The organism is Sphingobacterium sp. SGG-5, assembly GCF_011043525.1.
In the GTDB taxonomy this organism is placed as follows: Bacteria; Bacteroidota; Bacteroidia; order Sphingobacteriales; family Sphingobacteriaceae; genus Sphingobacterium.
The window spans coordinates 224,310-250,092 of sequence record NZ_JAAKGO010000003.1 but is presented as its reverse complement, the minus strand read 5'-3'; the positions used below and the strand labels follow the sequence as shown (position 1 = coordinate 250,092).

Genomic DNA, 25,783 nt, shown 5'->3' with positions numbered 1-25,783 from the left:
TTATCATTCTTCCAAATGTATCACCTGTCCAGTTTTAACAGCCTTATCACAAGCCAAAGCAATCTCCAGACTATTTAACGCATCTTGCATGGACTTGGTTAAATCCATATCCTGCTGTATAGCGGCTAAGAAAAAGAGTTGCTCTCTTTTGCACAATTCATGGTGATCGGGCTCATCTTCCAGATCAATCCATTCATCGGGCCTTGTGAACCTGTTGTCGGCATCGATATCGGCATGATGTATACGGATGGCTTCCGTGCGGGTATGTGCTTCTACCGAGTCGGATTGCCCCGACCGCGATGCTTCTTTCGCGACGATCGAAACGGCCCCCCGGGGACCAAACACATCCTTAATAAAAAAGGCAGTTTCGCTAACCATCGGTCCCCATCCGGCCTCGTACCACCCCACACTCCCGTCGTCAAACCGTATTTGTAATTGACCGTAATTATAATTATCCAGCGGAATGTCATCGGTAAGCCGGGCACCTATCGCTGAAACACTTATCGGCCTGGCATCCGTCATCTGGCACATCACATCGATGTAATGCACACCACAATCGACTATCGGGCTACAGCTCTTCATCAGGCTCCGGTGTACATCCCACATATATCCTTGACTTTGCTGATTCAGATTCATTCGGAAGACTAAGGGGTGACCCAGCTTCCTGCCTTCTCCAATAAATTGGACCCAGGACGGATGATACCGAAGGATGTAGCCGACGACCAGCTTTTTATGGGTCCTCACTGCTGTCTCCACAACACGGCGGGCACCGGTGATAGTATCCGCTAAAGGTTTTTCGACAAATACATGTGCACCATGCTCCATCGCCATGATCGCATATTCCTCATGTGTATCCGGATAAGTAGAAATACACACCGCATCGGGCCGGCTTTCTCTTAAAGCGTCTTCGTAGTTGTTAAAGAGGGGGTAATCTGACCCCAATTCCTCCTGAAGCGTCTGTTTACTCACGCCCCGTGACACCAATCCTACGATTTCAAAATCATCCATATGGTGATAAGCGTACGCATGTGAGGCACCCATATTGCCGCAGCCTACCACTAAAATTTTAATTTTAGTCCTATTAATCTTCATTATTTATTAGATGAAAGATGTCAACCCCGGCTTTGCAATCGGCAATGTGTCGGGCGCCATATCCCAATGATAGCTATCCGACAGCGGGCCGAGCTCCTCTGTGGAATTCATAACCTGCTCTAAGGTCAGCCTCCTGCCGGAATACGCCGACAGCTTCGCCCATAGCGCCAATAAAGTAGAATTGATCATAAAATCACCGTCGTTTACCTGACGTCGATCGCGGATAGCCGCAAACAGCTCATCGTGCTGTGTCTGGTACATATTGTTTATGGGGTCGCGATAGCTATAGGGTGTTGCTCCTTTGATATCGTAGTTCCTCATAATATTGACCTCCGCATAACCGTCTGTTCCCATGACTTCGACCGAATTCCGAGGCTCGGTGCCATTCTGCTGCCGGCAAAAGTGTGTCCCTTTCAAACCTTCACCATAGTCAAATTCTACAGCAAAATGATCGAAGGTGTTCCCTACCCCATCCCAAGGTCTGGATTGTCGGCCGCCGGTAGCACTTATGGAAAGGGGCAGTTTATTACCCATGATCCAATTCATATAATCCACAGAATGTATCGACTGCTCGACGATCATATCCGAAGCATACCGTCGGAAGTAATACCAGTTCTTCAGTTGGTAAACCATCTCGGACCAGCTATCATCCCGCTCCTTATAGGTCAGCTCTCCGCCATAACGAAAAGTGGTGATCGATTTGACAGCACCAATCGTCCCTTGATGTATACGGGATACAATTTCACGATTGGGCTGCGAATAGCGAAAGCAAAAACCGGACACCAAATTGATCGCCTTTGTTTTGGACAGCGCTATACTCGCCATCACTCTTTTTAATCCGGGGATGTCCACGGCTACAGGTTTCTCACAAAAAATATGTTTTCCTGCCCGCACCGCGTAGTCCAGATGCTCGGGCCGGAAGTTTGGCGGACTACAAAGCAAGACGACGTCTACTCCCGAATCGATAACTTTTCGGTAGGCATCAAAACCGATGAATTGACGTTTTTCGGGAACATCTACCCGGGCTGTATCTTTTCGTTGCAACAGCGTTAAACTCCGCATGAGTTGATCGGGAAAGATGTCTCCCAATGCGATAATCTTCACCTGCGGATCGGCTGCGAGAGCCTGCATAGCTGCACCGTTACCCCTTCCACCGCATCCTACCAATCCTACTCGGATCGTTTTATCGTTTATGGCTCCCACCTGCATAGAAATTAAAGGAAGACCACCCAACAACATGCTACTAGATCTGATAAAAGATCTTCTCGAATAATCCATGCGATAAAAATGCAACATTCTTCTGTATTTTTCAATACAACGACATAGATTTAACTATATTTTCACACGCTTTACCTATATCCTACTGCTGTTGTATGCCCTTGTTTTTTTGTGTTTATACCTTACCATAAACGATTTTTTTTCATTAGGTTTGCAATAAAATACACATCTAAGACAAGGACACACCAAATGGGGTTATTTAATTGGTTTACGAAAGAAATTGCAATAGACTTAGGTACTGCAAATACATTAATAATTCATAACGATAAAGTTGTTGTCGACGAACCGTCCATCGTCGCGTTCGACCGTACAACAAATAAAGTCATTGCCATTGGCCGGCAGGCCATGCAAATGGAAGGTAAGACGCATGACAACATAAAGACCGTCCGCCCCCTACGGGACGGCGTTATTGCAGATTTTACCGCTGCAGAACACCTCATCCGGGGAATGGTCAAGTTAGTAAACGGTGGGAAATCGTGGTTTTTCCCGTCGTTAAGAATGGTCGTATGTATTCCTTCGGGCATTACAGAAGTAGAAAAACGCGCCGTCCGTGACTCGGCCGAAAGAGCAGGCGCAAAAGAGGTCTATCTGATCCACGAGCCGATGGCGGCTGCCGTGGGAATCGGGATAGATGTGGAAGAGCCTGTGGGAAATATGATTATCGATATCGGTGGAGGTACAACAGAAATCGCCGTCATCGCCCTGTCAGGTATTGTGTGTGATCAGTCTATCCGCGTGGCGGGTGACAATTTTGATTCCGATATCGTGCAGTATATCCGTCGCCAGCACAACATTATGATCGGTGACCGTACGGCCGAAAAAATTAAAATAGAAGTCGGTGCAGCATTGCCTGAATTACAGGATCCACCAGAGGACTTCGCTGTACAGGGAAGAGACCTGATGACAGGTATTCCGAAACAGATTACGGTCTCTTATACGGAGATCGCGCATTGTCTCGATAAATCTATTTCCAAGATTGAAGAAGCGATATTGAAAGCCTTGGAGATAACACCACCCGAACTATCGGCCGACATCTATCAGACAGGTATTTACCTTACGGGAGGTGGAGCTTTACTTCGGGGGTTAGATAAACGTATTCAGGCAAAAACGAAACTCCCTGTACACGTTGCTGAGGATCCGCTACGTGCAGTGGTCCGCGGGACAGGTATTGCATTGAAAAACATTGGTAGGTTTAAGTTCCTGATGCAATAGCGCTGGCACCCCGACAAAAATTCACGTATACAGTAGAGCAAAGTATGGCTTACTCTACTGTATATTTTATCGAATAAACGACATATTGTTTTAATATGAGAAACCTTTGGCTTTTTCTGGTCAGATATAACGCATTTTTTTTGTTTATCCTGTTTTTCATGTTTTCTATTGTCTTAGTTATCCGCAACAACAATTTTCAACGCGCTTCCTTCATCAATTCATCGAATGTAGTTGTAGGTTCCTATTTTGAAAAGATCAACTCCTGGAAAGCCTACCTGGCTCTGGCAGACGACAATAAAGCACTATTGGAGGAAAACGCACATTTAAGGAAGCAATTACAAAACTTCAGGGCAATTGACACCACTGTCCATGTGCATTTGGTGGATAGCATCGAACAGGACCGGTACACATTCACCGTGGCCACGGTCGTGAACAACAGCATACACCAACGCAGCAATTATATAACACTGGACAAGGGAAGCCGGGAAGGTATACATCCGAATATGGGTGTCATTACATCCAATGGTGTGGTGGGTATCGTACAACAGGTGTCGGAGAATTTCAGTACGGTCCGCTCGCTGTTACATCCGGATATCCGGATTTCGGTAAGCTTAGATAGTGTGAGCGACGCCTTTGGTTCGCTGGTATGGGGCAGCAATACCGATTCGCGGTTTGCGATGGTTAGAGACATCCCCAATCATGTTAAAATTCGTATTGGGCAACCTATATTTACTTCTGGCTATTCTACGCTGTTTCCAAAGGGAATTAAAGTAGGGCATGTCGTCGAACCTGAGGTAACGTCGGGCGAAAGCTTTAAAGATATACGGGTATTGTTGACAACTGATTTTGCAAAACTGCACCATGTATATGTTGTAAAAGATAAATTGGCTGAAGAGAAGGTTTCACTAGAAGCATCGCATAAAGAAAATGAATAATAATTTTATTTCTAACCTCTTACGCTTTCTAATCCTCATTTTAATACAAGTAGGATTATTCAAAAATATGGGTTATTATAATTTAGCCATCCCGCTGCCCTATATCTTATTTATTCTGCTTTTACCTATTGGGATTTCTAATTTTTCCTTATTCGTAATCGCCCTTATCACCGGTCTTACCGTCGATGCCTTTTACGACAGCATAGGTGTACATGCCGCCGCATGTGTCATGCTGGCCTGGTTCCGTATATTTTTTCATCGCATCACACTAGATATAGACGCACAAGAGTCATCCTCTACCCCATCCTGGGGTAACATGGGTTTTAAATGGTTTGGAACATATGTGGTGTTCAGCACTTTAATCCACCACACTGTTTTGTTTCTGGTCGAAGTTTTCTCTTTCAGAAATTTTGCATACACCTTGTTCGGTGCAATTTTGAGTAGTATCTTCACCATTATCTTAATTTTTATCATCAGTGTAATTACATATCGGCGCAAATCGCGTTTGGCAAATTAACGAAGGGGATGGGTAATAGCTTTTTTGAACGAAAATATGTTATTCTGGGTATTTTTATCACGATAGCAATCGTCATTGTTGCGCGGCTATTTTACCTACAGATCATCGATGATTCCTACCTTTTATCGGCCAATAACAATGTGGTACGCAAGATCGCTGTATATCCGGCCCGAGGCATTATACTCGACCGTAATGGGAAGATCTTGGTTCAGAATGAACCGGTATATGATATCCTCGTCACCCCCCGGGAGGTTAAGGATTTGGATACTGCCCTTTTATGTCAGCTGTTAGATATGGATAGGAACGATTTTCAGGAAAGAATGGACAAAGCACGTGCGCATTCTCCCTACAGGAGTTCCCCTTTTGAAAAAATGGTTTCTACTGAAACGTATGCTCGATTTCAGGAACATCAATATAAATTTAAGGGTTTCTATGTACAGAACCGGACTGTTCGCAGCTATCCCGATAGCCTGGCGGCTCACTTTCTGGGCTATATTCAGGAAGTTAATGATAGGGATATTGAGCGTTCCAACGGTTTTTACCGTCCGGGCGATTATATTGGTGCTAGTGGTGTAGAACGTTCTTACGAAGAATTATTACGTGGACATCGAGGTGTTAAAAACCTAATGGTAGACGCGCTCAATCGCCCTAAGGGTGTCTTCATGGACGGTAAGTATGATACACTGGCCGTGTCGGGTGAAGGACTGGTATCCTCACTGGATAAAGATCTGCAGCTCCTCGCCGAGAGGTTGATGAAGAACAAAATGGGGTCTGTCGTCGCTATAGAACCTTCTACGGGTGAAATCCTGACGTTTGTAAGCAGTCCGGCATACGACCCCAACCTTATGGTCGGAAAAGAACGTGGCAACAATTACATGGAACTCCTACATGACCCGACTAAACCCTTATTCATCCGCCCCATCCAGGCTTCTTATCCACCCGGATCGGTCTTCAAAGTCGTATCGGCATTGATAGCGCAACAAGCAGGTGTGATCACGCCGCATACCATATTCAATTGCCCGGGTGGTTATCGTTATGGCGGTGGAAGAGCGATCATGCGCTGTACACATGTGGATGGCCCTACCGATTTAGTGAAATCCATCCAACGGTCGTGCAATACGTACTACGGTCACGTCTATGCAAAAATGATCGATTCGAGAGGAATGTCGGGCCCTAAGGCTTATGATCTGTGGCGGGAAGGGTTGACAAAATTTGGTCTGGGTGCTCCCCTCGGCATAGATCTACCCGGTGAAAAAGGAGGTTTCCTGCCCAGCGCAAGCTATCACACCAAAAATTACGGTAACGAGAAGTGGGGCTCCAGCTTTACGATCTCACTTTCCATCGGGCAGGGACAATTGGGAATAACACCATTACAAATGGCCAATCTCATGGCTATAGTGGCCAACAGAGGTTTTTATTACCGTCCTCACCTCATCAAGGGTATCGGAGAAAAGCAGATCGTAAAAGAAGAATTTACCGAAAAAATCTGGGCCGGTGTAGATGAAAAGCACTATGAGCCCGTCATCGAAGGGATGAGCAGAGCCGTATCAAGCGGGACGGCAGCAGGGTCAAAAATAAAAGACATCGAAATGTGCGGAAAGACCGGTACGGTGCAAAACCCACATGGGGAAAATCACGCCGTATTCTTTGCTTTTGCCCCCCGTGTCAATCCCAAGATAGCCATTGCTGTATTTGTTGAAAATGCCGGCTACGGCGGGGTGTGGGCTGCACCTATAGCCAGTATGCTCGTTGAGAAATACATCAACGACACGATTTCACTTCCGAAGTACATTCAGGACCGTATTTATAATGCTGACCTATTACCGAAAACGTTGTCAAAACCACCATCGCAGGAAACAAAGGTAAGCACTACAGCATCCACACGTAGCGATCACAAACATACTTTATCCCCAGATCATACGCCTAATCTACTTGTACATCATAGCCAAATAAGACGCCAATATGACTAGAATGAGACACAGCAACTTTTTAGGTAATCTGGATTGGATGACTGTCTGTCTCTGGTTTATATTGTGTGTGATAGGCTGGTTTAATATTCGGGCAGCTGTCTATGACCCGGCACATCCAGGATTGTTCAGCCTGGAGACAAACTATGGAAAACAGTCGCTCTACATATTTACGGCCATCATCATCGGATTCGCCATACTGATCATCGATCAACGCTTTTTTATCTCCACTACCCCATTCTTCTATATACTTGTTATTCTCTTATTGGTAGCTGTCTTGGTTATCGGACGCAATGTGGGAGGTAACCAGGCATGGATACCCCTCGGTAGCTTCCGGCTGCAGCCCTCCGAATTCGGTAAGCTGGCAACTTGTTTACTGTTAGCTTATTACCTCAACACCCAAACCAATAAAACACCGAATCTCAATACCTTAATGGTAGGATGTTGTATTATTCTTTTGCCGGTATTTCTTGTCATGTTACAGCCGGATACAGGCTCAGCACTGGCCTTCTTTTCACTGATATTTGTTTTTTACCGGGAAGGTTACGTAAGCAACTCGGTTTTAATATTCATTGCACTGGCTATTTTGCTTTTCGTTCTCGCTTTGCTTATTCCCAACCAATGGCTACTCGTGGCGGGGATAACGTTGCTCTGCGCTGCAGCAGCCTATTTCATGCGTCGAAAGCGGAAATACATTCTCCGAATCATTTTCCTTTACCTTGCTTCGGCAGTTTATATTTTATGTGTGGATTTTGCTTATGAAAATATCCTGCAACCTCATCAGCGTAACCGTATTGACATTATATTAGGGAAAATGGATGACCCCCGAGGACAGGGTTACAACTTAAATCAGTCTAAAATTGCCATAGGATCTGGAAAGTTATTCGGAAAAGGTTACTTACAGGGCACCCAAACCAAGTATAATTTTGTTCCAGAACAAAGTACGGATTTCATCTTTTGTACGATCGGCGAAGAATGGGGGTTTATGGGCTCTGTGGTCCTCATCCTACTGTACCTCGTACTACTGATGCGCATTGTCCATATTGCCGAGCGACAGCGGACCGTCTTTGCCCGCATATATGCCTATGGGGTGGCCTCTATCCTATTCTTTCATTTCTTCATCAACATTGGAATGACTATTGGCATAGTCCCCGTTATCGGAATCCCGCTACCTTTTATCAGTTATGGCGGATCCTCCTTATGGAGTTTTACGATCTTATTGTTTTTGTTGCTTCGCTTCGACTCTGCAAGAAAGGGACTTTCCAACTGATGGCTATACCGTCACAACGTATATAAATATCGGATATCGGCATTCTCTATCTGTCTCATTTTCTTCAGTATTGCTTCTACATACTGTTGCCGCACAGCGAATTCAATAACACAGGTATTATCAAATTGTTGCTTGACGATAGACAAATTTTCCTCCTTCACCAAACGCATCACATCATTCATCTGCACATAATCAAAATCTACACGATAGATATCGTTCACTGTTTTTTCTACAATCGCTGCACTGTCCAATGCCTCTTGTGTCGCCGTCTTGTAGGCATGGATCAATCCCGGCACGCCGAGCAGGGTGCCTCCAAAATAACGAACCACTACGACAAGTATATTCGTTACATCTTTCGATAACAAGACGTTCAGTATAGGCCTGCCTGCCGTACCCGAAGGTTCGCCATCGTCGTTGATCCGAAACACCGAGCGATCCGTGGTCAGTCTGTATGCCCAGCAATGATGCCTGGCTTTCGGATGTTGGGATTTAACATTTGCCACAATGTCCTTCAGCCCGGCCTCTCCTTTAAAAGGATAGGCATAGGCAATAAATTTACTTCCCTTATCCCGAAACACTCCTTCCGAAGGCTTCTCTACCGTTAAGTACGTATCCTCAAATAAACTCATAGATAGGCGATAATTAAGACAGCAACAAGGGCTAAAGCTAAACCAACCTTATTCAACAATGTCAGATTCTCCTTAAAGAAAGCCAGCCCGACCAACGCTCCTACAACTATAACACCGATATTCATTCCTGTAAATACAACAGAAGGGCTTTCGGGTAAAGCCCGATGTGCCTTCATATAGAACAGAATATTACCAAAATTAAATAGTCCCAACGCTATGCCCCATACCATCGTACCCTTCTTGATCACTTCTTTGTACCTCCATACCTTGTACAGCAGCATTCCTGTAGCCACAAACATCGCTAAAATGAAAATCACAAACATCGAAAACGCATAGGAAGTCTCCTGATAAAGCGCCACTTTCTTGAACAGGATATCGATGATACCCATACCGACGAATACCAATGCCGGAAACAGCCATTTTCCCGAAGATGATGTGTTATCCCTTTGTTTATTCCAACCGATCGAACATACAATGGCCAACAGCCCCACGGCTATACCGATTAATTTGCCTGATCCAATATCTTCATGGAAAATAAAAAAAGCAGCCATTAAAGGAATAAATAAGGAAAGCCGCTGTGCTACTTCGGTTTTTACGATACCGCTGAATTCAATCGCATACGCAATACATATAAATATAACCGGCAAAAGTACGGCGAGTGCACTATAAAGTCCCCATGGTAGATCGCGAACGGGTATATCCGGAAATTCCGGAGACAGCAGAAAGAAAGTTGCCGCAGCAGCTACCGGATAATTCCATACAATAAGATGCAAATGTTTGAATCCCTTTCGCTTACCCATCTTAAGGATAACCGAAACGGTCACACTGCAGATAACACTGAATAATACATACCACATTATAGCCCCAATTCTACGAAATGTTTCGCGCATTTCCATTTATCCACCAAAATAAATAAAGAAATAGCAATAAATATAGATGTATTTCAAGCATATTTTTACGTAAAAAAACCACATAAAAACACACATTAAAACGAAACAAAATATGAGTATTTTTTTATATAAAAATGCATTTAAGCCGATTAAAACGAATTTTACAACTTAAACACTTAAAAAAACAGGATTTTTTTTACGCAAAAACACTTGTTTTATCCAGTAATTTTAAGCCAAAAAAAACATGATAAAAAGCAATATTTTTTAAAATATTCTTGCAGATATAAAATATTAGACTTACTTTTGGACTGTAATATTCGAGACATGAAAAAATACACGACATATTTTTACTTCGGTTTCTTTTATTTTAAGAATAAGAGCCGGGATTGATAGGTTTTGTATACATACATAAACAAAAAGTCCCGGATGAAAATCTGGGACTTTTTTTATGGCTAAAAACGAGACAAATGAGTACTAAAATAGCAATACAAGGTGTAAAAGCCTCTTTTCATGAAGAAGCAGCATTCAAATTTTTCGGGGACGATATCGAAACCATCGAGTGCAGTTCGTTCAAACAAACCTGCGAGATGCTCAAGCAAGGCAAAGCCGATTACGTGGTCATGGCCATAGAGAATTCTATTGCGGGAAGCATTTTACCAAATTATAATCTTTTGCGTGATTATCGGTTTCACATCATCGGGGAAGTGCATCTGATTATCCAACAGAATCTGCTCGCCCTGCCGGGAGTCAAGTTGAGTGACATTAAAACCGTGGAATCCCACCCGATCGCCATCCGTCAATGTGACGAGTTCTTGAGCGACCACCCGGATTGGGAAGTTAAGGAAGGAATGGATACCGCGGGCTGTGCCCAAAAGATTATGGAGGAAAAACTCACCACGACAGCAGCGATTGCCAGTGAGTATGCTGCCAAAACCTATGGTTTGCAGATTTTGGAGAAACGTATCGAAACGCATAAGAAAAATGCAACCCGGTTCTTGATCCTTTCCAACGAAGTGGTGGAACAGAAGAATGCCAATAAGGCATCGTTATCTTTTCAGACCGGAAATGCGGTGGGTGCTCTCGCTACGGTCTTACAATGTTTTGCAGAGCAAAATGTAAACCTGAGCAAGATCCAGTCTATGCCGGTCGTCGGCCGTCGGAATGAATACGACTTTTACGTCGATGTGGAATGGAAAAAGCAATCCGACTATGATGCCGCTATCCGTAAAGTATTGAAACATACGGTCAACTTCAGCATCATGGGAGAATATATTAAGAACGAAAAGGTTTAATTGGTCACAGAGTTACGTAGTTACACAGTTATGGAGTTACGTAGTTATAGAGTTACAAATTTATAGTATAAGATATGAAACATTCATTAGAAATCCTTCCGCTTAGTTCTTGGATAGATACAGGCGACCAACCCTTAATCATAGCGGGTCCATGCAGTGCAGAGACCGAAGAGCAAGTGGTATCGACGGCTCATTTGCTGGCGAATACCGGGAAAGTTCACGTACTGCGTGCGGGTATTTGGAAACCACGCACCCGTCCGGGTGAATTCGAAGGTATCGGCAACATCGGTTTGCAGTGGTTAAAAAGAGCGAAAGAAGAAACAGGATTGCTAACCGCTACCGAGGTGGCTACCGCAAAGCATGTAGAAGAAGCTTTAGCAGCAGGTGTAGATATCCTTTGGGTAGGCGCTCGTTCTACGGCAAATCCTTTTACCGTACAAGAGATAGCAGACGCTCTACAAGGTGTAGATGTTCCTGTTTTGGTGAAAAACCCGGTCAACCCTGATCTATCTTTATGGATCGGTGCGCTCGAACGCATCAACCGTGCAGGTATCAAGAAAATAGGTGCCATTCACCGGGGCTTCTCTTCTTTCGAGAAAACAGCCTTCCGTAATGAGCCGATGTGGGATTTAGCGATCCAATTAAAAACAATTGCTCCGGATTTACCGATCATCAATGACCCTAGCCATATCTGTGGTAACCGGGAGTTGATTCCTTACATCACACAAAAAGCGATGGATATGGATATGCAAGGTTTGATTATCGAATCCCATATTGATCCATCCGTAGCCTGGACCGATGCCAAGCAACAAGTTACCCCGGCAGCATTAGCCGAATTATTGGACAATCTGGCCATTCGCCATGCCGAATCAAACAATCCGGCGTTTGAAGATAAACTGGCCGAGCTCCGTAAGCAAATCGATAAATTGGACGATCAGATCATCAAACAAATCGGTGACCGCATGAAGATTGCCGAGAAAATCGGTGAATATAAACGCGACAATAACGTCACCATCCTTCAAGTTTCACGCTGGGATGAAATTGTTCAAAAAAGAGTCCAACTGGCCAAAGCATTGAACCTGGGCGAAGATTTCACCGTGAAATATTTAGAGCTATTGCACAATGAGTCTATCCGCAAGCAGAATGAGGTCATGAACGAAAAAACAGCAACGGAGGCATAACATAATGAGCCAAACGAGCATAAAGCTTACACATCCTGCAAAGGAGATCAAGGGCACGGTGCAGCTTACGGGTTCGAAATCCGAGAGCAACCGTGCACTGATTATCCAAGCCTTAAGCGAGGGGAAAGTGCAGATTGCCAATCTGTCGGAAGCGGATGATACGGTATTATTGACGCGTGCCATCGCGGCAGCCAACGAAGCCGGGAAAGGACAGGTTGTCATTGATATCGGTCCGGCGGGTACGGCGATGCGTTTTATGACGTCGTACCTCAACTTATTGCCGGGCGACTTTATACTGACCGGCACGGAGCGCATGCAGCAGCGTCCGATTGGTATATTGGTCGATGCCTGGAAAGAAATCGGGGCAGATATACATTACCAGAAAAAATCCGGTTTTCCACCCTTACATATTGAAGGCAAGCTGTTTCAACATAAAGACACGGTCAGGATAAAAGGCAATATCAGCAGCCAATATATTTCGTCTTTGCTACTGAGCGCTGCTTCATTAAAGAAAGGACTCACGCTGGAAATCGATGGCGAGCTAACATCCAGACCGTACGTCACCATGACACTCCATATGCTCGCCGAAGCAGGTATACAACACAACTGGGTCGGTCAGCAGATACAGATACAGCCGCAAAAGGCAAAAGAAGCAACGCTTTATATCGAACCGGACTGGAGCGCAGCTTCGTATTGGTATGCTATGGTTGCTTTGTCGGAGAACGGAGAAATCCGATTGCCGGGCTTGAAAAAAAACAGTCTTCAGGGCGACATCGCCATTGTAGATATCATGCAGCATTTCGGTGTGGAAACGGTATTTGAAGAAAAAGGCATCTATTTAAAGAAGACGGAAGCATCATCAGATAAAACCTTATTTGACTTTAAAGAATGTCCCGACCTGGCCCAAACCGTTGTCGTCGTTGCGGCAGCCTTACGAAAAAACGTATCCTTTACTGGACTGGAAACATTAAAGATCAAAGAAACGGACCGTATTGCGGCTTTGCAAAATGAAATTGGCAAATTCGGAGCAGTCTTGACGGAAGACAATGCTGTTTATCATTTGGACAGCAGTCAAGTGTTTCAACCTGAACATATAAGCATAGCGACCTATGAAGATCATCGTATGGCCATGGCCTTCGCACCTTTGGCATTAGTCTTTGACCGTGTTCATATCGAAGAACCGCAGGTCGTCGAAAAATCGTATCCGGCCTATTGGGACCACCTGCAGCAGCAAGGTTTTTTAATTCAATAATTCGCCATATAAATCACAATACCTGCCTACCGCAGGCAGGCGCACATCGCAATACGAAATACGCACATCGCAATACTAAAAATAAGAAAATGGCAGGAAATACATTTGGAGATATATTTAAGATCAGCACCTTTGGCGAATCACATGGCAAGGCCATAGGAGTCATTCTGGATGGGTGTCCCTCCAACATCGAAATCGATGAAGCTTTTATTCAGTCCGAACTGGATAAGCGGAGACCGGGGCAATCGAAGATCACAACGCAGCGTAAAGAAAGTGATACCGCTCAGATCCTATCGGGGGTTTTTGAAGGAAAATCTACCGGAACGCCTATAGCTATCATCATTCCCAACGAAGACCAACGTTCCAAAGACTATTCCCATATCAGTGATAAATACCGCCCATCGCACGCCGATTATACCTATCAAATGAAGTACGGCATCCGCGATTATCGGGGTGGCGGACGTTCATCAGCCAGGGAGACAGCGGCCCGTGTAGCTGCGGGTGCTGTTGCAAAGCTGTTTTTGAAAAAACACGGTATTGAAATTTTCGCACATGTCTCCGGTGTTGGAGACATCGAAGCTCCGAATGTGGATTCATCAAATTTAAATACGCTACTGGAAACACGTGAAAGCAATATTGTGCGTTGTGCCGACCCGGCAACAGCCCAGGAGATGATCGCTTTTATCGATGGCGTACGCAAAGACGGTGATACCGTCGGAGGACGTATCTCGACTATCATTCGTCATGTGCCTGTAGGACTGGGCGAACCGGTGTTTGACAAATTACATGCTGATCTGGCAAAGGCTATGATGAGCATCAATGCGGTACACGGTTTTGAATATGGTTCGGGATTTGAAGGATCCAGATTAAGAGGTACCGCGCATAATGACATCTTCACACATGAAGATGATAAAGTCATCACGCGGACCAACTATTCGGGGGGCATACAAGGTGGAATATCCAACGGGATGGACATTACTTTTCGGGTAGCGTTCAAACCTGTGGCCACCATTATGCGCGATCAGCAGACCTTGAATCAGGCCGGTGAAGAAACAACAATCTCAGGTAAAGGAAGACACGACCCCTGTGTAGTACCCCGTGCCGTGATTATCGTCGAGGCTATGGCTGCTCTTGTTATTGCAGATCACCTGCTCAAACAGCAAGCTTATCGATAAAACATGATATTATCCCCAGCGGTAGACGTTAGAATATAGCAGGATATCGCTGTGGATTACCATCGCTCATAATCTCATACACCATCTCTACGACATCATCCACCGAAGGCTTGGTGAAATAATCACCATCTGATCCGTAAGGCGGGCGATGTGCTTTGGCACTTAACGTCCTCGGCTGGCTATCCAGCGAGAAATAACCACTTTGCTCTTCCAGAATTTTTTGTAGAATATAGGCAGATGCACCACCCGGCAAATCTTCGTCCACAACAAGCAGCCGGTTGGTTTTCCGTAACGAATGTGCGCACAAATGCTCCTTATCGAACGGCAAAAGGCACTGAATATCAATCACCTCGATCGACACGCCTACTCGCTCCAATTCCAAGGCAGCTTCTTGCACAACCCGTAAGGTAGAGCCGTAGGATACGACGGTAACATCCTGCCCCTCCCGGATTAATTCTGCAACCCCTATAGGGACAGTAAACTCGCCCACATTCTCGGGTAACTTCTCCTTGAGCCGATAACCATTCAAGCATTCGATGACCAATGCCGGGTCATTCACTTTCAGCAGAGTATTGTACATACCTGCCGCTTGCGTCATATTCCGGGGTACGCAGATGTGCAATCCGCGCAGGCTCCCCAAGATGACCGACATCGGCGATCCAGAGTGCCATATACCCTCCAGCCGATGACCTCGCGTACGGATAATCAAAGGTGCACGTTGTTGTCCTTTGGTCCGGTAGCTCAAGGAAGCCAGATCATCACTCAGCACCGGCAGTGCATAGATCAAATAATCCAAATATTGTATTTCGGCGATAGGCCGTAGTCCGCGCATAGCCAAGCCCATGCCCTTTCCTATAATAGCCGACTCCCGAATACCAGTGTCGAAAACACGTTGTTCACCAAATTTATCTTGTAATCCGGCAAACCCCTGATTGACATCCCCGATCTTACCCACATCCTCACCAAATGCCAACAAGCGGTCATTCTGTCGGAAGTTCGCTTCAAAACAAGCATTCAGCACCTCCCGCCCATCGACAATCTTCGGATTTTCGCCGTACTCCGGCGTAATGGATAGGTCTAAGGTTGATGCATCAAACGGAGAAGTCAAGCTATCATTATACCGGCCGGTATTGATCTCCTGACGGGTCCGGTACCATTCCAAAAGTTGTGCTTTTGCTGGTGAATCAACAAAGCGTAGCTCACGTAACACCAAACGCACGGTGGAATATATTTCCTTTAATGAAGGTTCTGATATCGATTTCAGTGTTTGTAGCGAAAGCTGTACATCTTCCTGATCAAATTGCTCCAGCATCTGTATAGCCTCATCCAAATCGACCTGAATGGTTTTCCGATAATCCGACCAAGCCCTGCGTTGTTCGGATTTCACAAAATCTTTCGCTTCCTGCTCTAGGATTACAAGCTGTTCTTCTGTAGCAAGACCCGCATCCAATAACCAACTCCGCATCTGCATGTTGCAATCGAACTCCTTCTCCCACGCCAGTCGTTCGGTACTCTTATACCGCTCATGCGACCCCGAAGAAGAGTGTCCCAGCGGCTGCGACAACTCCGTTACATGTACAATACATGGAATATGTTGCTCACGTGCTATTTTAGTGGCCTTTTCATAGGCTTCACATAGGCCGGGATAGTCCCATCCTCGGACCTTAAATATTTCGAAGCCTTCCCCATTCTCATCGCGTTGAAATCCTTTTAAGGCCTCCGATATATCTGCTTTTGTCGTCTGTATCTCATTCGGCACGGAGATACCATACCCATCATCCCAAATGGAAATAACCAACGGGATTTGTTTGACACCGGCCGCATTGACCGTTTCCCAAAACACACCCTCTGAAGTCGACGCATTCCCTACGGTACAAAAAACGACTTCATTACCGTTATTCGAAAAATAGTTGAGATAAGACAGATCTGAATTTTCACGATATAACTTAGAAGCCAGTCCCAGACCCAATGACCGTGACATCTGCCCTCCCGTCGTCGAGATGTCCGATACGGAGTTGACCTGCTCCGTCTGGTTTTTCCAGTTCCCTTGCTCATCTACCTGTTGTGTCGAAAAGTGAGACACCATCTGGCGTCCACCCGAAGATATATCCGCTTCCAGATCGGGATTTGCATACAGCTGTGAAAACAGGTGGTAAACGGAACTCATCCCCGTTGCAAAGGCCAACGTTTGATCTCTGTAGTACCCTGATCGCCAGTCCCCTTTGTTAAACACTTTGGATAAGGCAATCTGTGCAACCTCCTTCCCGTCACCGAAAATACCGAACTTTGCTTTACCGGTTAAGACTTCCTTCCTGCCGATCAAACTCACGATTCTGCTTTGCACCGCCAATTTATAATCCTCCAAAATTATCTGGCGGAAATCTTCAAAACTTAGTCGGGACGGTATCAAATCAGCAGAAACATTCAAATTCGTATCTAACATTATCGGAAATCAATTTTAGCAAAAATACAAAAATTACTTTTTACAATATAAGTATAAATTCATTAATCTCTTTAAATTATACAGTGGAATTATGTAGCTTTACTCTCTTTATTATATATTCCATGTATTTATTTAATGTAAGAGTTTATGGTATTCTGGTTGATGAATACGATCGTGTCCTCATTAGTGATGAACGCACCCAAAATGTGTCTTTCACGAAATTCCCCGGGGGTGGATTAGAATACGGTGAGGGGTTGATAGATGCGCTCAAACGCGAATTTTTAGAAGAATGTAACATGGAGATCGACATCGTAACCCATGTATATACCACTGATTTTTATGAAAAGTCCAGCTTCAATAACAGTCAGATACTCTCGATCTACTACCAGGTTAAAGCCTTGAACACGGTACAATTGGATATCAAAGACAAGCCTTTTGATTTTAACGCGGATATACTTGTTGATAAGCAGGAAGCTTTTCGTTTGGTGGGAACTTCGGTGCTGCGTCCTGACGATCTGACATTCAAAACAGATCAGATCGCGTGGCAGACCTTTCAAAAATTACTTGAGAAATAATTGTCTGCTACTAATTTTACATAAATTATTTGGAATATCAAAAGAAAAATGTAATTTAGGATCGAAAAGCACCTAGTTCCATAGGTCTTTTTATATTAATAGTTAGTGTGATTTTAAGGCGATTTCTCTCCGAATTCGCCTTAATTTTTTACCTGAAAATATACGCTATGATTCCAATAATGATGGCCGTGATAATAATCAACCACTTTAAATTCTTTCCGCTTTCCTCCCCTTCTGCACTTTTATATTTATAATCGCGTTTATATTTATTCATATCCATGATGTACTCCTTTTATCTAAATGATGCAAAATTCATGCTAATTCTTCATAAATTTAATAAAAATAGGACAGATTAATTACTCATGATGATAAGGTTCCCCCTTCAAGATAGTAAATGCGCGGTATACCTGCTCCACAAAAAAGAGGCGAACCATCTGATGCGAAAAAGTCATCTTGGACAACGAAAGCGTATCGTTGGCTCTCTTGATCACATCTGCTGAAAAACCATATGGACCTCCTATCAAAAAAACAATGTGTTGCACGCTCGTCAGCATTTTCTGTTCGATATACCCCGCAAATTCGACTGACCGCAAGGACTTCCCTCTTTCGTCCAATAACACGACATGATCAGACGGGCCTAAATATTTAAAAAACTGCTCCCCCTCTTTCTCTTTCTGCTGACTTTCAGAAAGGTTCTTCACGTTTTTGATGTCCGGTAATACGACCAGCTGAAAACCGATATAATGCTTAAGCCGCTTCAGGTACTTATCAATTCCTTCCTGAATAAACTTATCGTCTGTTTTTCCTATACAAATAAGACTAATTTTCATCGCACGGGTAAAGCTAAAAAACTTTATTATTTTTGCGACATGAAAAAACAACTATTAATTACTTTTTCTGCGCTGTGTCTGGCGGTGGCTTCGACAACAGCTCAAGAGGACACCACAAAAAACTGGATAATAACAGGAGAAAATACCTTTCTGATCAACCAAAGTTCGTTTACAAACTGGGCTGCAGGTGGCGTTAATTCATTTGCCGGCAATCTGATCTTCAACTATGATTTCAATTACAAAAAAGACAAATGGAATTGGGACAATAAAGTATTGGCAGCCTATGGACAAACCTTTCAGAAAGAGACAGACTGGCGTAAAAACGATGATCGTTTTGCTTACAACTCTCTTTTGGGCTATGAAATGGATAAGAAATGGCTTTACACCTTTTTTCTTAATTTCAACACCCAATTTACCCCGGGCTACAAGTACGACGGCGATGGTAACGGAACATTGACATCTTCGGGATTTGCGCCGGCCTATCTTAGCCTGGGCCCCGGTATTGCATTTAAAGAATCCGACAACTTCAAGATCAACTTATCCCCTGCAGCTGCACGATTCATCTTTGTCACCAATCCCGATATCGATGAAACCCTGTACGGTTTAGATGACGGCAAAAAATCGAGAACCGAATTCGGTGCTTCATTGGATGCCTACTATAAAACACCAATCGTAGAAAATGTGTCTTTCGAAAATATTTTACGGTTATATTCCAACTACCTGGATAATCCACAGAATGTAGACATCGACTATACCGCCAATCTATTTATGAAAGTCAATGAGTTCATTACTGTTAATGCAGGTGTACAGCTCGTCTACGATGATAACACAAAAATACCGACGATTGAAAACGGTGTAGAGGTCAGCAGCAGTCCAAAGCTTCAGGTGAAGCAAATTCTGGGTGCAGGCGTAACCTATAAGTTTTAAAACCGTATTATTTTATTCCTACAAAAAAAGCTGTATCGAGGCGATACAGCTTTTTTTTATTTGTAGAATTGTGCGTTATGCACAACTTTATTTAGTAGCTACCAAGCTCACATTAAAGTTAATTTCCTTCGAAATCAGATCATCCTGCTTACCTTCGTAGTTTACACCCCAGTCACCTCTAGCGATATTGAAATCTGCCGTAGCTTTCACCGTCGTGTCTGTAAGCTCATCAACTGTAGCATCAAACGTGATATTCTTCGAAATATCTTTAATCGTCAGATTGCCCGAAACCTGAATAACACCAGCATTGTCCACACTTGGTGTTACACCTGTAATGGTAAATACAGCTTCTGGATAGGTTTCCACACCGAAAAAGTCATCTGATTTCAAATGTCCATCTAGTTTATCTTTATATTCCCCTTGCAAATCTGTCGAACCGATGCTGTTCATATCCAATACAAAGTTTCCGCCTGTGACTACACCATTGTCTACATGGATCGAACCGCTTTTTATAGCTACGGTACCTTCATGTTGGCCGGTAACTTTCGTTCCTGTCCATTCCACTTTAGATTGTGCAGCGTCTACCGTATATTCAGCACCGACTACGGCATCCGTAGTTTCGACCGAATCCGCTGTTTCAGCTTTCTTTCCTTCGGGATTGCCCACACAAGAAGCTAAGATCATCATTGCCGCAGCAGAGAATAAAATAAGTTTTTTCATGTTTAATGTTCTACGTTAAAATATATGTTTAAACTTTAATCTGCAAAATAAGGCAAAATTATTTAAGAAAAAAGTACATTTTTGATTTATTAACATTTCCCCGACAATCCCGATCAGTGACCTGTAGGTTGGGCATCCACCCTTCTTATATCTGCTCCCAGTGCTTTTAAACGTTCTTCAATGTGCTGATAACCACGTTCAATTTGCTCAATGTTGAGGATGGTCGATCTTCCCTGCGCTGATAATGCGGCGATAAGCAAGGAAACTCCTGCCCGTATATCGGGCGAGGACATCTGTATCCCACGTAGCTGGGTCTGCTTGTTCAGACCAATAACGGTTGCTCTGTGCGGATCGCACAAAATAATCTGTGCACCCATATCGATCAACTTATCGACAAAAAACAAACGGCTTTCAAACATCTTTTGATGAATAAGTACATTTCCCTTTGCTTGAATGGCCGTTACTAATACAATGCTCAATAAATCGGGTGTAAATCCGGGCCATGGCGCATCCGATACGGTTAGAATAGACCCATCGATAAACGTGTCGATCTCGTACGAATCCTGTGCTGGAATAAAAATATCATCCCCCCTTAATTCCATTTTGATACCCAGACGGGCAAATACAGAAGGGATAATACCCAGTTCGGCATAGCATACATCCTTGATTGTAATTTCGGAACCTGTCATAGCAGCTAAGCCGATAAAGGAACCTATTTCGATCATGTCGGGCAACATTCGATGCGTCGTACCGCCTAGCTTATCCACACCTTCGATCGTCAGCAAATTTGAGCCAATACCCGATATTTTAGCGCCCATGCGGTTCAGCATCTTACACAGCTGTTGCAAATAGGGCTCACACGCCGCATTATAAATTGTCGTGACACCTTTTGCCAAGACGGCAGCCATGACGATATTAGCCGTCCCCGTCACCGAAGCCTCATCCAACAAGATGTAAGCCCCTTTCAAAGCATGTGCATCGATGTCAAAAAAATGCTTTTCCGCATTATATACAAACTTCGCTCCCAGCTTTTCAAATCCCAGAAAATGCGTATCCAACCGACGACGGCCAATTTTATCCCCTCCTGGTTTCGGTATCGCTGCTTTCCCGAAGCGGGCCAATAAAGGACCTACAATCATGATCGAACCGCGCAGTCCACTCCCCTTCTGTTTAAACTCCTCCGAGGTAAAATAATCCAGACGGATAGAAGCCGCTTCAAACTCGTACGTATCCGGACTGATACGACTTACCTTCACACCCAATGAACGTAAAAGATCGATCAGATTATTCACATCCTTAATATCGGGAACATTGCTGATCGTCATTTTCTGATCGGTAAGCAATACCGCAGATAATATCTGCAACGCCTCATTTTTTGCTCCCTGAGGAATAATTTCACCTTTCAACGGTTTTCCGCCTTGAATCTCGAATGCGTTCATATATATGTATACGTATTAGCTGCTGCGTCCCTATTTCTTATAATTACTGTGTTGATAGCTTTTTTTGCCATTGGAAAACGACGGTTTCTTCTTGCCAGGTCCCCCATGCTGCTTTTTGCCTCCGTTTTTATGATTGCTACTGGCTACACTCTGACTTTTCACACGGCTTCCCGGAGGAGGTGTCTTAAAATCCAGTTTCGTCAGCACCGTATCTTCCGGCAACCGCAATACTCCCCCCGACAAATCGGACAGGTCGTGGATAATCTGCAGATCATTGACCGAATCCTTATTCCATGTGAGATACGCCATCTTCATAAAATTCGCAATAGCAATCGCCATTTTAGTCCGATGTTCTTCCTGACCCATTCCAAGTGCTTTTTGGATCATCCGTTCGACGACATGTCCATAGTGTTTAAAACGAATACGATTTTGCGGATAAGCAATCGGTTCGGGTTTATGTCGGATTTCTTCTTTCGTCGGTACCGGAAATGGCGAATCGACATCAATCTTAAAATCCGAAATGATGTAGAGGTGATCCCACAACTTATGTTTAAAATCCGACACATCCCGTAAATGTGGGTTCAGGACCCCCATCATATCGATAACGACCTGTGCCAGTCTGTTTCTTTCCTCTTTTGAAGGCACTGTGCAAATATAGTCCACCATATTCTGCACGTTTCTTCCGTACTCCGCCAAAATAAGCTGAGGTCGGGTACTATTATAGTCAAAATTCATATGCATGTGTTTATGACGTTATAAACCGTCTCTTTGTATTGTTAGATTGATATTCTATTGTTATTGTGTACAATATAGTTAAAGTTTAGTGTGATTACTGTACAATTCTTAATTTGGCAAATTTAAGCAACAATTGTTTCTGTCCCAACTCTTTGAAAAGAATTGTTGCTTTAATATCCTGTTTATTACCTTCCAGTTCCACTACTTCCCCATAACCGAAGCGTTCGTGTTCGACTTCCATACCCACAGCCAGGCCACTGGTATCCGAAGGCGCAAACCCCGCCGAAGGCGTGTGTGCTTTCGGTAAAATAGATGTCGTCTTCCGTACCTTAGGTTTAGGCTTGGAGAACATATCTTTCTGCTGCCAGGCTATCCGCTCCGTACCGAAACCCTGTTCCTCCTGGACCGGCATCCTCGACTTAAAATCCAACTCCAGACAAGCCGGATTCAATTCATCCAAAAAGCGGCTGGGCTCACAGTTATTCAGTGTCCCCCAGCGGTATCGCGACGTCGCATACGATAGGTGTAACTTCTTTTCCGCTCGGGTTACAGCCACATAAAACAACCTCCGCTCCTCTTCCAGGTCCGAGCGGGAGTTCAGCGAGAGCTGTGAAGGAAATAGATTCTCCTCCAGTCCGACAATAAAAACATGCGGAAATTCCAGTCCTTTGGACGAATGTATCGTCATAAGAGACACTGTATCGGCATCCGGATTCTTATCGTTATCATCATTCGTCAACAGCGCTACATCTTGCAAAAAAACATCCAGACTATGCTCTTCGATATCCTCCCGCTCGGAGAACTCCTTAATACCGTTCAGCAACTCCTGGATATTCTCATAACGGCTCAGCCCTTCGACTGATTTATCTTCGTAGAGATTTTTCAAAATCCCGGAATGTTGTGCAATATGCATGGCCGTATCAAAAGCATTATGGCTGTTACCCATCGCCTGAAAGCTCTGTATCATCAAGGCAAAACCTGCCACCGCAGCCGCACTACGACCATCCAAAAACAGCTGAGCATTCGCCACGACATCCCATAACCGTACCTGCTTCTGATCTGCTGCTACAATAATCTTCTCCACTGTGGTATCTCCTATTCCCCGCCGGGGGTAGTTGATTACCCGCTTCAACGCCTCTTCATCATTGGGGTTGTAGGTCAGACGGAAATACGCAATAAGGTCTTTAATCTCCTTCCGTTGGTAGAACGACGTGCCACCGTAGATTTTGTACGGCACGCCCAGTTTACGCAAGGATTCCTCCATAGCACGGGACTGTGCATTCGTCCGATACAATATAGCAAAGTCTTTATATTTCAGACTTTTTAATGATTTCTCCTGAACGATTTCTTCCGCAATAATCTTGCCTTCCTCATTGTCCGAGAAAGCACGGGCTACCTTAATCTTTTCTCCATCCTCATTATCCGAAAATACATTTTTCTCCAATTGATTTTTGTTATTCGCGATAATGCTATTTGCTGCCTTTACGATTGTTTTCGTCGAGCGGTAGTTCTGTTCCAATTTGAAGACCTTGACATCCGGATAATCTTTTTGGAAGTTCAGTATATTCTGGATATTGGCTCCGCGGAAGGCATAAATACTTTGCGCATCATCCCCCACCACACAGATATTCTCATTGACTGCTGCCAGACGTTTTACGATCAGGTATTGGGAAAAGTTGGTATCCTGATACTCATCCACCATCAGGTATCTGAACTGCTGTTGATATTTGTAAAGTGTTTCGGGATACTTATTCAACAGCACGTTGGTTTTAAACAAGAGGTCATCAAAATCCATCGCCCCTGCCCGGTAGCAGCGCTGTGCATATGTCATATAGATCTGTCCGAGCATGCTCCGTCCATTTTCCCTATCCTCCGCCAAGAGGGCATCATTCTTATTATATTCCTGCGGCGATATCAGGTTATTCTTTGCCGCCGATATGCGTCCAAAGACATGGTTGACATTATATAACTTATCATCCAAGTTTAACTCTTTCAATATAGTTCGCAATAGGCTCTTGCTATCGTCCGTATCGTATATGGTAAAATTCCGGGGATACCCGATCAGTTCCGCCTCTACCCGAAGAATACGGGCGAAAACAGAGTGAAATGTCCCCATCCAGATATTTTTGGCTTCACCACCCACTACCTTCATAATGCGTTCCCGCATTTCCTTTGCCGCCTTATTTGTAAACGTAAGCACCAGTATACGGAAGGGGTCTACCCCTTTTTGTATCAGGTGGGCTACCCGGTATGTAATCACCCTCGTCTTCCCCGAACCCGCACCGGCCACAATCATGACAGGACCTTCGGTCTGCTCTACTGCAGCACGTTGTGAGGGGTTTAATCCTGCTAAATAATCCAAAGTAATCTTGTTTTTATCCGTTAGAAAATAAACCGTAAAGATACAAAATATACAAGGAAATGCAATATCTTTGCGTGAGATTAAGCGCACATCGCAATGAATAGCAAAGGGCCTATAGGTATATTTGATTCGGGTTATGGTGGCCTGACAGTCTTCAAGGAAATACATCAGGCGTTACCGCAATATGACTACATTTATCTAGGAGACAATGCCCGCGTACCCTACGGAACCCGGTCCTTTGAAGCTGTTTATACCTTCACGAAAGAATGCGTATTCAAACTCTTTGACTTGGGATGTAATCTCGTTATTTTAGCCTGCAACACCGCTTCGGCAAAGGCCTTACGCACCATCCAGCAACACGATCTCCCAGCAGGAAAGAAGGTGTTGGGTGTTATCCGTCCGACGACCGAACGTGTTGAACATTACACGCATACCAACAACATAGGTATTCTGGCCACGGAGGGGACAGTACGTTCCAATTCCTATCCCATCGAAATCAACAAGTTTCATCCGGAGATAGCCGTATACCAACAGGCTTGTCCCTTTTGGGTACCTTTGGTGGAAAATAATGATATCCACAGTGAGGGCGCACATTATTTTGTCAAAAGTGATATTGAACGCCTACTGGCACAGTCGCCCGATATTGACAGCATCGTATTAGCGTGTACCCACTACCCTTTACTTCTACCAATCATTGAAAAGTATGTACCAAAAGGCATAAAAGTGCTTGCCCAAGGAGCACTGGTCGCTAATAGCTTGGCAGACTACCTGCAACGTCATCCCGAAGTCGAAAGTAACTGCTCCAAAGAAGGACAGCTCCAGTTTTACACCACCGACGATCCAAGGGATTTTGAGGAGAAAGCAGAGGTTTTTTTCGAGAGGAAGGTCAAGGCTTCGCATATTAAGGTGTAAGAGGTTCCATTTTGCTGGCATCTATGTATATGTTTTATAGCAAAAGTTTCGAGTATGGACGAAAAATTCGATTCGCTTAGACGGTATAATTTTTGGGATGGACATGTGCCTCAGCTAGGTTTTTTGCGCGAGAATTACACGAACCACAAA

General features: G+C 44.2%; 23 protein-coding genes. 12 read left to right on the top strand and 11 right to left on the bottom strand.

Annotated features, from left to right (window positions below):
- Positions 1–3 precede the first annotated feature (3 nt).
- On the bottom strand, positions 4–1,092 hold the full coding sequence (locus G5B30_RS05505; RefSeq protein WP_165318966.1) for a Gfo/Idh/MocA family protein: 1,089 nt from the start codon (positions 1,090–1,092) through the stop codon (positions 4–6).
- Positions 1,093–1,098: 6 nt separating this feature from the next.
- On the bottom strand, positions 1,099–2,388 hold the full coding sequence (locus tag G5B30_RS05500) for a Gfo/Idh/MocA family protein (RefSeq protein ID WP_240903108.1): 1,290 nt from the start codon (positions 2,386–2,388) through the stop codon (positions 1,099–1,101).
- Between the two features lie 171 nt (positions 2,389–2,559).
- On the opposite strand from G5B30_RS05500, the gene G5B30_RS05495 reads away from it, so the two are divergent.
- The 5 genes from G5B30_RS05495 to rodA all read left to right on the top strand — a co-directional run bounded on the left by G5B30_RS05495 (position 2,560) and on the right by rodA (position 8,271).
- Positions 2,560–3,582: a rod shape-determining protein gene (locus G5B30_RS05495; protein ID WP_165318965.1), complete on the top strand. Its 1,023-nt coding sequence runs from the start codon at positions 2,560–2,562 to the stop codon at positions 3,580–3,582.
- Positions 3,583–3,677: 95 nt separating this feature from the next.
- Positions 3,678–4,517 carry a rod shape-determining protein MreC gene (mreC, locus tag G5B30_RS05490; RefSeq protein WP_165318964.1) on the top strand — a complete coding sequence of 280 codons (840 nt, stop codon included), beginning with the start codon at positions 3,678–3,680 and terminating at the stop codon, positions 4,515–4,517.
- Positions 4,510–5,034 carry a rod shape-determining protein MreD gene (locus tag G5B30_RS05485; RefSeq protein ID WP_165318963.1) on the top strand — a complete coding sequence of 175 codons (525 nt, stop codon included), beginning with the start codon at positions 4,510–4,512 and terminating at the stop codon, positions 5,032–5,034. Before mreC ends, G5B30_RS05485 begins: the two co-directional genes overlap by 8 nt.
- Positions 5,035–5,042: 8 nt before the next feature.
- The gene (mrdA, locus tag G5B30_RS05480) at positions 5,043–7,004 is read left to right on the top strand and encodes a penicillin-binding protein 2 (RefSeq protein ID WP_165318962.1); all 1,962 of its coding nucleotides are present in this window, start codon (positions 5,043–5,045) and stop codon (positions 7,002–7,004) included.
- Positions 6,997–8,271, top strand: coding sequence for a rod shape-determining protein RodA (gene rodA / locus G5B30_RS05475; RefSeq protein ID WP_165318961.1), 1,275 nt, complete (start codon positions 6,997–6,999; stop codon positions 8,269–8,271). Before mrdA ends, rodA begins: the two co-directional genes overlap by 8 nt.
- Before the next feature lie 11 nt (positions 8,272–8,282).
- Here rodA and G5B30_RS05470 read toward each other — a convergent pair whose 3' ends face one another.
- Together G5B30_RS05470 and G5B30_RS05465 are read right to left on the bottom strand one after the other, a co-directional pair.
- The gene (locus G5B30_RS05470) at positions 8,283–8,900 is read right to left on the bottom strand and encodes a YigZ family protein (RefSeq protein WP_165318960.1); all 618 of its coding nucleotides are present in this window, start codon (positions 8,898–8,900) and stop codon (positions 8,283–8,285) included.
- The gene (locus G5B30_RS05465) at positions 8,897–9,757 is read right to left on the bottom strand and encodes an EamA family transporter (protein WP_165318959.1); all 861 of its coding nucleotides are present in this window, start codon (positions 9,755–9,757) and stop codon (positions 8,897–8,899) included. The genes G5B30_RS05470 and G5B30_RS05465 overlap by 4 nt, the downstream gene beginning before the upstream one ends.
- A 500-nt stretch (positions 9,758–10,257) precedes the next feature.
- Here G5B30_RS05465 and G5B30_RS05460 point away from each other — a divergent pair, with 500 nt between their 5' ends.
- The 4 genes from G5B30_RS05460 (at position 10,258) to aroC (ending at position 14,690) form a co-directional block, all read left to right on the top strand.
- Positions 10,258–11,082: a prephenate dehydratase gene (locus G5B30_RS05460; RefSeq protein WP_165318958.1), complete on the top strand. Its 825-nt coding sequence runs from the start codon at positions 10,258–10,260 to the stop codon at positions 11,080–11,082.
- A gap of 74 nt (positions 11,083–11,156) precedes the next feature.
- Positions 11,157–12,263, top strand: coding sequence for a chorismate mutase (locus tag G5B30_RS05455; RefSeq protein WP_165318957.1), 1,107 nt, complete (start codon positions 11,157–11,159; stop codon positions 12,261–12,263).
- A 4-nt stretch (positions 12,264–12,267) separates the two neighbouring features.
- The gene (aroA, locus tag G5B30_RS05450; RefSeq protein ID WP_165318956.1) at positions 12,268–13,515 is read left to right on the top strand and encodes a 3-phosphoshikimate 1-carboxyvinyltransferase; all 1,248 of its coding nucleotides are present in this window, start codon (positions 12,268–12,270) and stop codon (positions 13,513–13,515) included.
- 89 nt (positions 13,516–13,604) lie between these two features.
- Positions 13,605–14,690, top strand: a complete 1,086-nt coding sequence (gene aroC, locus G5B30_RS05445; RefSeq protein WP_165318955.1) for a chorismate synthase — start codon at positions 13,605–13,607, stop codon at positions 14,688–14,690.
- 28 nt (positions 14,691–14,718) lie between these two features.
- On the opposite strand, the gene G5B30_RS05440 is transcribed toward aroC, so the two are convergent.
- Entirely contained in the window at positions 14,719–17,133 is a 2,415-nt protein-coding gene (locus tag G5B30_RS05440) for a thiamine pyrophosphate-dependent enzyme (RefSeq protein ID WP_165318954.1), read from the bottom strand.
- Between the two features lie 122 nt (positions 17,134–17,255).
- On the opposite strand from G5B30_RS05440, the gene G5B30_RS05435 reads away from it, so the two are divergent.
- Positions 17,256–17,708 (top strand): NUDIX domain-containing protein, encoded by a 453-nt coding sequence (locus tag G5B30_RS05435; RefSeq protein WP_165318953.1) that lies wholly within the window; start codon positions 17,256–17,258, stop codon positions 17,706–17,708.
- Between the two features lie 148 nt (positions 17,709–17,856).
- Here the strand turns inward: G5B30_RS05435 and G5B30_RS17450 are convergent, their stop codons facing one another.
- On the bottom strand, positions 17,857–17,988 hold the full coding sequence (locus tag G5B30_RS17450; RefSeq protein ID WP_262886585.1) for a hypothetical protein: 132 nt from the start codon (positions 17,986–17,988) through the stop codon (positions 17,857–17,859).
- A 76-nt stretch (positions 17,989–18,064) separates the two neighbouring features.
- Positions 18,065–18,538: a 23S rRNA (pseudouridine(1915)-N(3))-methyltransferase RlmH gene (gene rlmH / locus G5B30_RS05430; RefSeq protein WP_165318952.1), complete on the bottom strand. Its 474-nt coding sequence runs from the start codon at positions 18,536–18,538 to the stop codon at positions 18,065–18,067.
- Between the two features lie 39 nt (positions 18,539–18,577).
- On the opposite strand from rlmH, the gene G5B30_RS05425 reads away from it, so the two are divergent.
- Positions 18,578–19,465, top strand: a complete 888-nt coding sequence (locus G5B30_RS05425) for a DUF3078 domain-containing protein (protein WP_165318951.1) — start codon at positions 18,578–18,580, stop codon at positions 19,463–19,465.
- Between the two features lie 87 nt (positions 19,466–19,552).
- Here the strand turns inward: G5B30_RS05425 and G5B30_RS05420 are convergent, their stop codons facing one another.
- The 4 genes from G5B30_RS05420 to G5B30_RS05405 form a co-directional block, all read right to left on the bottom strand.
- Entirely contained in the window at positions 19,553–20,185 is a 633-nt protein-coding gene (locus G5B30_RS05420; RefSeq protein ID WP_165318950.1) for a YceI family protein, read from the bottom strand.
- A gap of 113 nt (positions 20,186–20,298) precedes the next feature.
- Positions 20,299–21,624, bottom strand: a complete 1,326-nt coding sequence (gene murA / locus G5B30_RS05415; protein ID WP_165318949.1) for a UDP-N-acetylglucosamine 1-carboxyvinyltransferase — start codon at positions 21,622–21,624, stop codon at positions 20,299–20,301.
- A gap of 30 nt (positions 21,625–21,654) precedes the next feature.
- Entirely contained in the window at positions 21,655–22,365 is a 711-nt protein-coding gene (locus tag G5B30_RS05410) for a DUF4290 domain-containing protein (protein WP_410528438.1), read from the bottom strand.
- Positions 22,366–22,453: 88 nt separating this feature from the next.
- Positions 22,454–24,721, bottom strand: coding sequence for an ATP-dependent helicase (locus tag G5B30_RS05405; RefSeq protein WP_165318948.1), 2,268 nt, complete (start codon positions 24,719–24,721; stop codon positions 22,454–22,456).
- Between the two features lie 96 nt (positions 24,722–24,817).
- On the opposite strand from G5B30_RS05405, the gene murI reads away from it, so the two are divergent.
- Positions 24,818–25,633 carry a glutamate racemase gene (gene murI / locus G5B30_RS05400; RefSeq protein WP_165318947.1) on the top strand — a complete coding sequence of 272 codons (816 nt, stop codon included), beginning with the start codon at positions 24,818–24,820 and terminating at the stop codon, positions 25,631–25,633.
- Positions 25,634–25,783 lie beyond the last annotated feature (150 nt).

Bases quoted from the DNA above. Each gene is read 5' to 3' on its own strand.
- G5B30_RS05505 (WP_165318966.1), bottom strand. From the start codon at position 1,092: ATGAAGATTAATAGGACTAAAATTAAAATTTTAGTGGTAGGCTGCGGC.
- G5B30_RS05500 (WP_240903108.1), bottom strand. From the start codon at position 2,388: ATGTTGCATTTTTATCGCATGGATTATTCGAGAAGATCTTTTATCAGA.
- G5B30_RS05495 (WP_165318965.1), top strand. From the start codon at position 2,560: ATGGGGTTATTTAATTGGTTTACGAAAGAAATTGCAATAGACTTAGGT.
- mreC (WP_165318964.1), top strand. From the start codon at position 3,678: ATGAGAAACCTTTGGCTTTTTCTGGTCAGATATAACGCATTTTTTTTG.
- G5B30_RS05485 (WP_165318963.1), top strand. From the start codon at position 4,510: ATGAATAATAATTTTATTTCTAACCTCTTACGCTTTCTAATCCTCATT.
- mrdA (WP_165318962.1), top strand. From the start codon at position 5,043: ATGGGTAATAGCTTTTTTGAACGAAAATATGTTATTCTGGGTATTTTT.
- rodA (WP_165318961.1), top strand. From the start codon at position 6,997: ATGACTAGAATGAGACACAGCAACTTTTTAGGTAATCTGGATTGGATG.
- G5B30_RS05470 (WP_165318960.1), bottom strand. From the start codon at position 8,900: ATGAGTTTATTTGAGGATACGTACTTAACGGTAGAGAAGCCTTCGGAA.
- G5B30_RS05465 (WP_165318959.1), bottom strand. From the start codon at position 9,757: ATGTGGTATGTATTATTCAGTGTTATCTGCAGTGTGACCGTTTCGGTT.
- G5B30_RS05460 (WP_165318958.1), top strand. From the start codon at position 10,258: ATGAGTACTAAAATAGCAATACAAGGTGTAAAAGCCTCTTTTCATGAA.
- G5B30_RS05455 (WP_165318957.1), top strand. From the start codon at position 11,157: ATGAAACATTCATTAGAAATCCTTCCGCTTAGTTCTTGGATAGATACA.
- aroA (WP_165318956.1), top strand. From the start codon at position 12,268: ATGAGCCAAACGAGCATAAAGCTTACACATCCTGCAAAGGAGATCAAG.
- aroC (WP_165318955.1), top strand. From the start codon at position 13,605: ATGGCAGGAAATACATTTGGAGATATATTTAAGATCAGCACCTTTGGC.
- G5B30_RS05440 (WP_165318954.1), bottom strand. From the start codon at position 17,133: ATGTTAGATACGAATTTGAATGTTTCTGCTGATTTGATACCGTCCCGA.
- G5B30_RS05435 (WP_165318953.1), top strand. From the start codon at position 17,256: ATGTATTTATTTAATGTAAGAGTTTATGGTATTCTGGTTGATGAATAC.
- G5B30_RS17450 (WP_262886585.1), bottom strand. From the start codon at position 17,988: ATGGATATGAATAAATATAAACGCGATTATAAATATAAAAGTGCAGAA.
- rlmH (WP_165318952.1), bottom strand. From the start codon at position 18,538: ATGAAAATTAGTCTTATTTGTATAGGAAAAACAGACGATAAGTTTATT.
- G5B30_RS05425 (WP_165318951.1), top strand. From the start codon at position 18,578: ATGAAAAAACAACTATTAATTACTTTTTCTGCGCTGTGTCTGGCGGTG.
- G5B30_RS05420 (WP_165318950.1), bottom strand. From the start codon at position 20,185: ATGAAAAAACTTATTTTATTCTCTGCTGCGGCAATGATGATCTTAGCT.
- murA (WP_165318949.1), bottom strand. From the start codon at position 21,624: ATGAACGCATTCGAGATTCAAGGCGGAAAACCGTTGAAAGGTGAAATT.
- G5B30_RS05410 (WP_410528438.1), bottom strand. From the start codon at position 22,365: ATGCATATGAATTTTGACTATAATAGTACCCGACCTCAGCTTATTTTG.
- murI (WP_165318947.1), top strand. From the start codon at position 24,818: ATGAATAGCAAAGGGCCTATAGGTATATTTGATTCGGGTTATGGTGGC.